Below are 7,026 nucleotides of genomic sequence, written 5' to 3'. Positions count from 1 at the left end.
AGTTTTGTCCCAATAAAGTACCTTCAATTTATCTCGGCCCTTATTGCAAAAAACAAAGACACTGCCCGTGAGAGGTGAAACTTGCATCTGCTGTTCGACAATCACCACTAAACCATTTATCGATTTTCTAAAATCGACAAAATCACGATAAAGAAAAACCTCGGGAACATCACTAAACATCTTCATGCGTTAGCCCATTGAGCAGCTCAGCTATAAAGGCAGGAGAAATATTATGAGGAAATGATAATTCACCAACGGGTAGATTCAGTTTGATGGGATATTCAATGGGCTGAGTGATAATGGTTTGTTTGGTAATAATTTTGGCTTGTATAAAATCAGTACGGTTATTGCCTTTAGCGATAATAGCTTTACGCGCATAAAAATACTTAGTACTTAATTGATACTGGTCACAGAACTTTGGTACTGATAGACCGCTAGTGATTTGTTTCTCTACAAGACATTTCCACTCATCGGAAGTTTTACGGCTCATACATTGCTCCTTTTATTACGTTGAAGCAAGTCTAGGGTTAATGCTTAGCTTAGGATATGTGCATTTGGCGAGACGTTCACTATTGTACGATTCACAATGAAGTTAGCAAAGTGTCAGCTATATGAGTTGTTGATGAGTAAAATATTGAAGAGCTTGAGTGCTATTCGTCCAAACAGAAAGTTTGTTAGAAAAGAACGAACCTTTGTACCCAAAAAATACCCTATGAGCTACAAACGTATGTGTTAATTCCTTAAGTTAATGACATTGGCAAGCTCATAACTGCCGTTGGTGTTTCGCTTGTAAACGCTAACTTTTTCCACTTTACGCTCATTAAGAGTCAACATTGACATAATGTTTGAATTAGATTTTATATCGAAAACGTCTTTATAAACTGGTTATATTTTTAACTACGAAAAATATGAAAGGTCTGACCCTAATGTTCGTTTTGTCTATCCACTAACTTTTTCGGGTCTACCGATTTATATAAAAACCAATCATCGTCCGTAACTCCCCTGATATAAATAACAATAAGCGCCAGATCTGACTCAAAACTAAGTCTTCTGACTATTAAAGAGCCGTCGGAGCTAAGTGCTAAACGATAATCCCACCATCTTGAAATGGGTGCACCTATACCAAAACTAGTAACCATGTATGCGGCGGTAACTAAAGGGTTATAGTCTTCGCTTTCAAACGTGGCCAGCCCAGGGTAAAGTGTGTCCGAGACAAAAGAAAATCTACCATTAATGCACGTGGCTTTGTTGAGGTCAAAAAACTCCTCGTCTATCAGAATTTCTAAATTATTGATTAATGCGAAAGTCCTGATTCGTATTTTTCCTGGTTTTGGTTTCTCAATACGTAAATGGGTGACTGTATTGTTTGATGGACTCGTTACCAAAATATTATCAAGTGTTGGGGCAATGTCGTATGAGGAGCTGTCGTATTCGTATTTAGCACTAGTATTTTTATTAGAAAATGTCCCTAACGGAAATTCACATTTATTGTCGTTTAGTTTAATCAAGGGGGGCCACGACTGAGGATATGATTTTTCCTCGCTATCCACGGTTGTGCATCCAACTGTAGCTAGAAATACCCAGATAATTAGCGGTAAAAAGTATACATTGTGTGATGGTTTAATATCCACTTAATGTCTCCATATTTACATAATGTCGCGTCTCATATTGAATATAGACATAATGACTAGCCCACGAAGCTAACATTAATAATTATAACATAATTTTTCATTGGTACTTGAACGACTGCTTGGTGGCTTTGTTCGCATTCAGATTTAACGGGCTATAGTCAAAAAGTTATCATTAAGAAACAGATGTTTTCTTCTATGGCGAACGTCAGCTATCAGGAAAATACCAGCGTAATATGATTGTTCAGCCATGTCAGCTTTAGATCAAAACATACAAAAATTTTCAATATAAATTCTCAAATGCTAATGTCTTCAGTGTGGCCAGCCTGTGTAAAAACTCATTACGCCTTTATTAACTTAAAAATACCTTATAGTTCTACGTTTATTTATTTTTTGGGTAGGTGCGAGTTTAAACATAAAAAGATAAGGCTAGAGCCTATATAGTAGCCTTTATGGCGTTTATTAAGCCTTGATTACCCATTATGCTTAACATTCGTTTGAAGTTATAAGCCAGAACATGGAGATTCATCTCTGTTCGAACATTTTTGAGTCGGCGAGTGAGTAAATGTGTCATTCCCATCCAACACTTAATCGTACCGAACGGGTGCTCAACGGTCTGTTTTCTTATTAGCATGAGGTCAGGCCGTTTTTTCATTAATTTATCCATCTTATCAATACAGTCTTGATGCTCCCATCGAGTTAATTTTCTCGGGGTCGCACTTTTCGTACATTTAGATCTCAATGAGCAAGCTTGACAGGTTTTAAGTCTTGCTCGGTAATTAATTTGATATATATCGCGATTTTTTGTCATTGTTTTTCCGGGCGTTAACACTTTGTTATTGGGGCAAATAAATACATCCTTTTCTTTATCATAGGTAAACTTCGAACGATTAAATATTCCTTTTTTATCGCTACCTGATGTATCACCTTTAGGGACTAATGGTGTCATACCCGCATCTTGTGTGTTTTTTATATCTTGCCCACTGAAATAGCCTTTATCAGCGATAACCGTTAGGTCTTTTCTTTTTAGAGCCTGCTGAGCCAAAATAGCGGTAGGGCAAAGTTGTCCTCTGTCAGTAGTATTGGTCACTTCATGTGCAACAATGAGATGGTGCTTAGTATCAACAGCACTTTGTATGTTGTAGCTGACAACTCGTGTCATACCTTGTGTTTTCATCAACCTTGAATCTGGATCAGTGGTGGATATTTGTTTTTCTGGGTGGTCTTTAACTTCTTTTTCTAATGTTTTTAATTCAGCGAGTTTCTGTTTTAAATTGTTAAGGGTTTCTTGAGTTGCCTTGATTGTTTGAGGACTATGTTGCTCTTCATCAGCTCTGTCTAGTTTTTCTAAATAGTTGCTAATATGCTTTTCAACACGTTCAATATGAAAGGCCATTTTCTTTGGAGTGTAATTGTTATCTTTGTTGTTACTGGCTTTAAATTTACTGCCATCAATGGCAATCTCACCTTCATCAAACAGATGAAGTTGTCGGCATAGCTGAACGAATGTACGGCAAACATGCTTAATCCCTTTAGCATTATTTTTTCTAAAATCAGCAATGGTTTTAAAGTCAGGAGCAAGTCGTTCAAGTAACCACATGAGTTCAATATTGCGATTCGCTTCAATTTCTAATCTTCTAGAGGATTGGACTCGATTAAGATATCCATAGAGATAGAGCTTTAACATGACAGCAGGGTGATACTTAGGACGACCAGTAGATTTGGTAATGACACCCGTAAATCCTAACTCAGCTAAATCTAATGCTTCAATAAACACATCAATGACTCTGACGGTATTTTCAGTATTAACAAAGTCATCGAGAGATTCAGGAAAGAGTGTAGATTGGGAACGGTTAACACCTTTAATAAAGCCTGACATGATACTTACCAATAAAGATTAACTTACTGATAAGTATAGCAAACATGTATTATATTTGTGGAGAAGGTTAAGACCGATTGATCATAACTATCAGGTAGTTATACGAAAAGGTGATCAAAAGGTTTTCACACAGTCTGTGGCACAAGCAGGCATGCTTAACGGTACAATTGACACATAAAAAATTGAAATATGTTGATCAGATATGGGCTACTATATTTTAACTCATCGACACAAGAGTAATGATTTACTATCATATAAGATAAGAAATCATTACTCTTTTTTTATGCCTTCAAAAAATTAAATTTAGGAACTCCATGACCATTCTTTCTATGATAGTAGCGACAGCCGATAACAATATAATTGGTAAAGACAATACTATGCCGTGGCATTTACCTGCCGATTTAGCCTATTTTAAAAAAGTGACTTTAGGTAAGCCTATTATTATGGGTAGAAAAACCTATGAGTCTATTGGTCGGCCATTACCGGGGCGTCGAAATATTGTCATTTCGCGTGATGAAACCTATATACCCAAAGGAAATGTCTCAGCTGACGGTATTGATATCGTTACTTCAGTTGAGCAAGCGTTAGCGTTAGTTGATGGCTCAGATGGTAGTGATGCCGTTGAAGAGATAATGGTGATCGGTGGTGGTGCAATCTACAAGCACTGTTTACCTAATGCTGATCGTCTGTATGTTACTCATATAAAAGCAAGCATTGACGGTGATACGCAGTTTCCAGCTTATGATGATGGTAGTTGGAAAAAAACGGCTAGTGAATTACGTCCTTGTGATGATAAAAATGCTTATGAGTTAGATTTTTGCATTTACCAACGAGAAATAAATGAAGAGTAACTTTCTTTTAAAAGCTCAAAACTACAACAGTAACTTTATCGCATTGATAGTGCTCATTCTCGGCATTTTTTCTGCTTTGTATGTTAACTACTTTGTTGAAGAGACAATGGTGGGGGCTGCTTATCATTATGGCTTGTGGTCATTACTACCTGCTTTTATCACTATACTGTTATCTTGGCTAACGCGAGAGCCATTAACTGCATTATTAAGTGGTATAGCAATTGGCGCATTTATGATGGGGCAATATGATCTTACTGATCAAATATTAATCCCTGCAATGGCTCAAACGGGTACTGCAGGGCTATTGTTGCTTTATTTATGGCTGTTAGGTGGTCTATTAGGTATTTGGTCAAAAACTGGGGCTGCACAAGCTTTTGCCGATTACATGATTAAGCATTTTGTTCGTGGTCAGCGCTCAGCCAAGTTAGTTGCGTGGTTTTTAGGTATTTTGTTCTTTCAAGGTGGCACCATGAGTACGGTTTTGGTGGGTACGACCGTCCGCCCATTGGCTGACAAAGCAGGTATTAGCCATGAAGAAATGAGCTATATAGTTGATTCAACAGCATCTCCCATCGCAATTGTTATTGCTTTTAATGCTTGGCCTGCTTATGTACAAGCCTTGATATTTGTGCCTGGTGTTGCTTTTTTAGCAACAGAAGCCGATCGTTTGGCATTTTTCTTTTCTGCAGTACCTTTTAGTTTTTATGGCATTATTGCCGTAATTGGTACTTTGTTGTTAAGCCTTAATATAACTAAGTTTTCTGGAAAGCGAATTCGGGATGCTCATATTCGAGCAACAACAACAGGAGAGTTAGATGCCCCTGGCGCTAAACCATTAAGTGCCAAAGAACTGCAAACTTGTGATGTGCCTAAAGGCTACAACGCTCATGTGCTTGAATTTATTTTACCCTTACTAAGCTTAATTGCTATTGCAGTACTTACCTTTATTTTTTATGGCACGCCGAAGATTAATTGGGCCTTTGGTGCTGCGTTGCTAATCAGTGCATTTGTCGCCTTAGCAAAAGGGATGTCATTAAGTCAGGTTATAGATGGCTTTGGTAATGGCTTGAAGGGTGTTGTATTGGCTTCGGTGATATTGATGTTGGCGGTAACTATTGGTGCAATAAGTAAGCAAATTGGCGGTGGTGTCTATCTTGTTTCTTTACTTAGTGAGCAATTACCTTATTGGTTGTTACCGGTGATATTACAATTGATGGCGATGCTAATTGCTTTTTCTACTGGTACAAGTTGGGGAACATTTGCCATTGCCTTTCCACTGGCTATGCCGCTAGCCTGGGCTATTGCGCAAAGTGCAGGGGTTAATAACCCTGAACTATTTATGATAGTTTGTTTTGCAACTGTGCTTAATGGCAGTGTTTATGGCGATCAATGCTCACCCATTTCCGATACTACTATCTTAAGCTCAATGACTACAGGCTGTGACATGATGGATCATGTTAAATCGCAAATTGTGCCTGCTAGTTATGCGGCTGGTTTAGCTGCAATTTTATGGACATTAACGGTTGTATTCTTTGTTTAATTTTAAATAAGAGAATAAATAAAAAGCCCACTTGGTTAGGGTCTGTTGATCTTTCGCGGTTAAATTTTGTTCGCCTTTTTTAAAGAGAGTAAAGCGTCTGATTTAACAGAAAATAGAACACTAGTGACAGGATAGAGGGAATAAACGAGTGGCAAAGTTACTTCGCCACTCGTTACTAATAAAGTGCAGCTTTAAGGTTGATAACCGTCAATAAGTCCTTTCGTGGTTACACTAACAGCATCATGGGCATGTAGTGATTCAAGGTGATTTATTTTTAGCCAAAAGTCATCATATTGGGTTGCTTTGTTCATGCTGAACTGCAGACGACGAGCAGCATCTTCACAGAACATTAAGTTTTGACCGTTAAGGCGAGCAAACTCTTGTTCGTCTTCACGTTTTACTGCTGCTTGTACCGGTGTTTGTAATGAATCTTCAATTAGGTCAACTAGATCTGTTATAGGGAAATCGCTAATATTATTATTTAACTTCACTTTCACTTCAGCCACAGAACGTTGAGAATGTGGTGTTGCTACGATTCCTTCTGTGGTGCCAAGCCATTCGCGTATTACATCAATATCGAGTTCACTATCGACAAACTTTTGTTGAAATGCTTGCTGTATTAATTGGCGGGCTAATGCCGCAGAGCAAGGGCAAGTTGATGAGTAAGGAACATCAATAGCCATTTCAATGGTAAGTTTGCCTTGGTTGAAGTAGCCAGATAAGGTGACTGGATAAGCTTTCCATCCCTCTTTTCCGCTGATTAAAGATTTTCTACGTAAATGATAATCAAAGCTAAAGGTTACTTTTGCCTGATCACTTAAGTCACTATGACTACTGATAAAGCCATCTAGTAAGGTGACTAGACTTTGGTAGTTCAGTACATTGCTTGTTGATAATTCATCAATAAGTAAATATAGGCGTGACATGTGAATGCCTTTAGCCTGTGCTTCTTTTAAGTTTACAAAAGCATCAACATGGGCTGAAACCATGCGTTCTTTTTCACCCTTTGAGGCGACCATTATTGGCATTTCAATATTGCTCATTCCAACCCAGTCAAGGGTTCCCTCTGTTTGGGCTGTTGTATGGTTGGCAATATCAGGCATTGATGTCGGCATTACGACTCCGCTT

7 protein-coding genes are annotated in these 7,026 nt (G+C 38.1%); 2 read left to right on the top strand and 5 right to left on the bottom strand.

From position 1 onward, the window contains the following. From tnpB to DWA31_RS05005, 4 genes are all read right to left on the bottom strand, one after another. Positions 1-180: IS66 family insertion sequence element accessory protein TnpB (gene tnpB / locus DWA31_RS05020; RefSeq protein ID WP_210725508.1), on the bottom strand; the 180-nt coding region annotated here is incomplete at its 3' end. Beyond that, positions 173-490 carry an IS66 family insertion sequence element accessory protein TnpA gene (tnpA, locus tag DWA31_RS05015; protein WP_114324640.1) on the bottom strand — a complete coding sequence of 106 codons (318 nt, stop codon included), beginning with the start codon at positions 488-490 and terminating at the stop codon, positions 173-175. The genes tnpA and tnpB, both read right to left, overlap by 8 nt. 433 nt (positions 491-923) lie before the next feature. Further along, positions 924-1,631, bottom strand: a complete 708-nt coding sequence (locus DWA31_RS05010; RefSeq protein ID WP_114325556.1) for a hypothetical protein — start codon at positions 1,629-1,631, stop codon at positions 924-926. Positions 1,632-2,064: 433 nt separating this feature from the next. After that, complete coding sequence (locus tag DWA31_RS05005; protein WP_114325555.1) at positions 2,065-3,507, bottom strand: IS1182 family transposase; 1,443 nt, start codon at positions 3,505-3,507, stop codon at positions 2,065-2,067. 314 nt (positions 3,508-3,821) lie between these two features. Between DWA31_RS05005 and folA the strand changes: the two genes are divergently transcribed. After that, the gene (gene folA, locus DWA31_RS05000; protein WP_114325554.1) at positions 3,822-4,358 is read left to right on the top strand and encodes a type 3 dihydrofolate reductase; all 537 of its coding nucleotides are present in this window, start codon (positions 3,822-3,824) and stop codon (positions 4,356-4,358) included. Beyond that, on the top strand, positions 4,348-5,898 hold the full coding sequence (locus DWA31_RS04995) for a Na+/H+ antiporter NhaC family protein (protein WP_114325553.1): 1,551 nt from the start codon (positions 4,348-4,350) through the stop codon (positions 5,896-5,898). Before folA ends, DWA31_RS04995 begins: the two co-directional genes overlap by 11 nt. Positions 5,899-6,089: 191 nt before the next feature. Here DWA31_RS04995 and folE2 read toward each other — a convergent pair whose 3' ends face one another. Next, the gene (gene folE2, locus DWA31_RS04990; protein WP_114325557.1) at positions 6,090-7,013 is read right to left on the bottom strand and encodes a GTP cyclohydrolase FolE2; all 924 of its coding nucleotides are present in this window, start codon (positions 7,011-7,013) and stop codon (positions 6,090-6,092) included. Positions 7,014-7,026 lie beyond the last annotated feature (13 nt).

It is taken from the genome of Candidatus Colwellia aromaticivorans (assembly GCF_003333305.1).
In the GTDB taxonomy this organism is placed as follows: Bacteria; Pseudomonadota; Gammaproteobacteria; order Enterobacterales; family Alteromonadaceae; genus Colwellia; species Colwellia aromaticivorans.
Note: the sequence above shows the minus strand (reverse complement) of the source record. Positions and strands in the feature narration are given on the sequence as shown.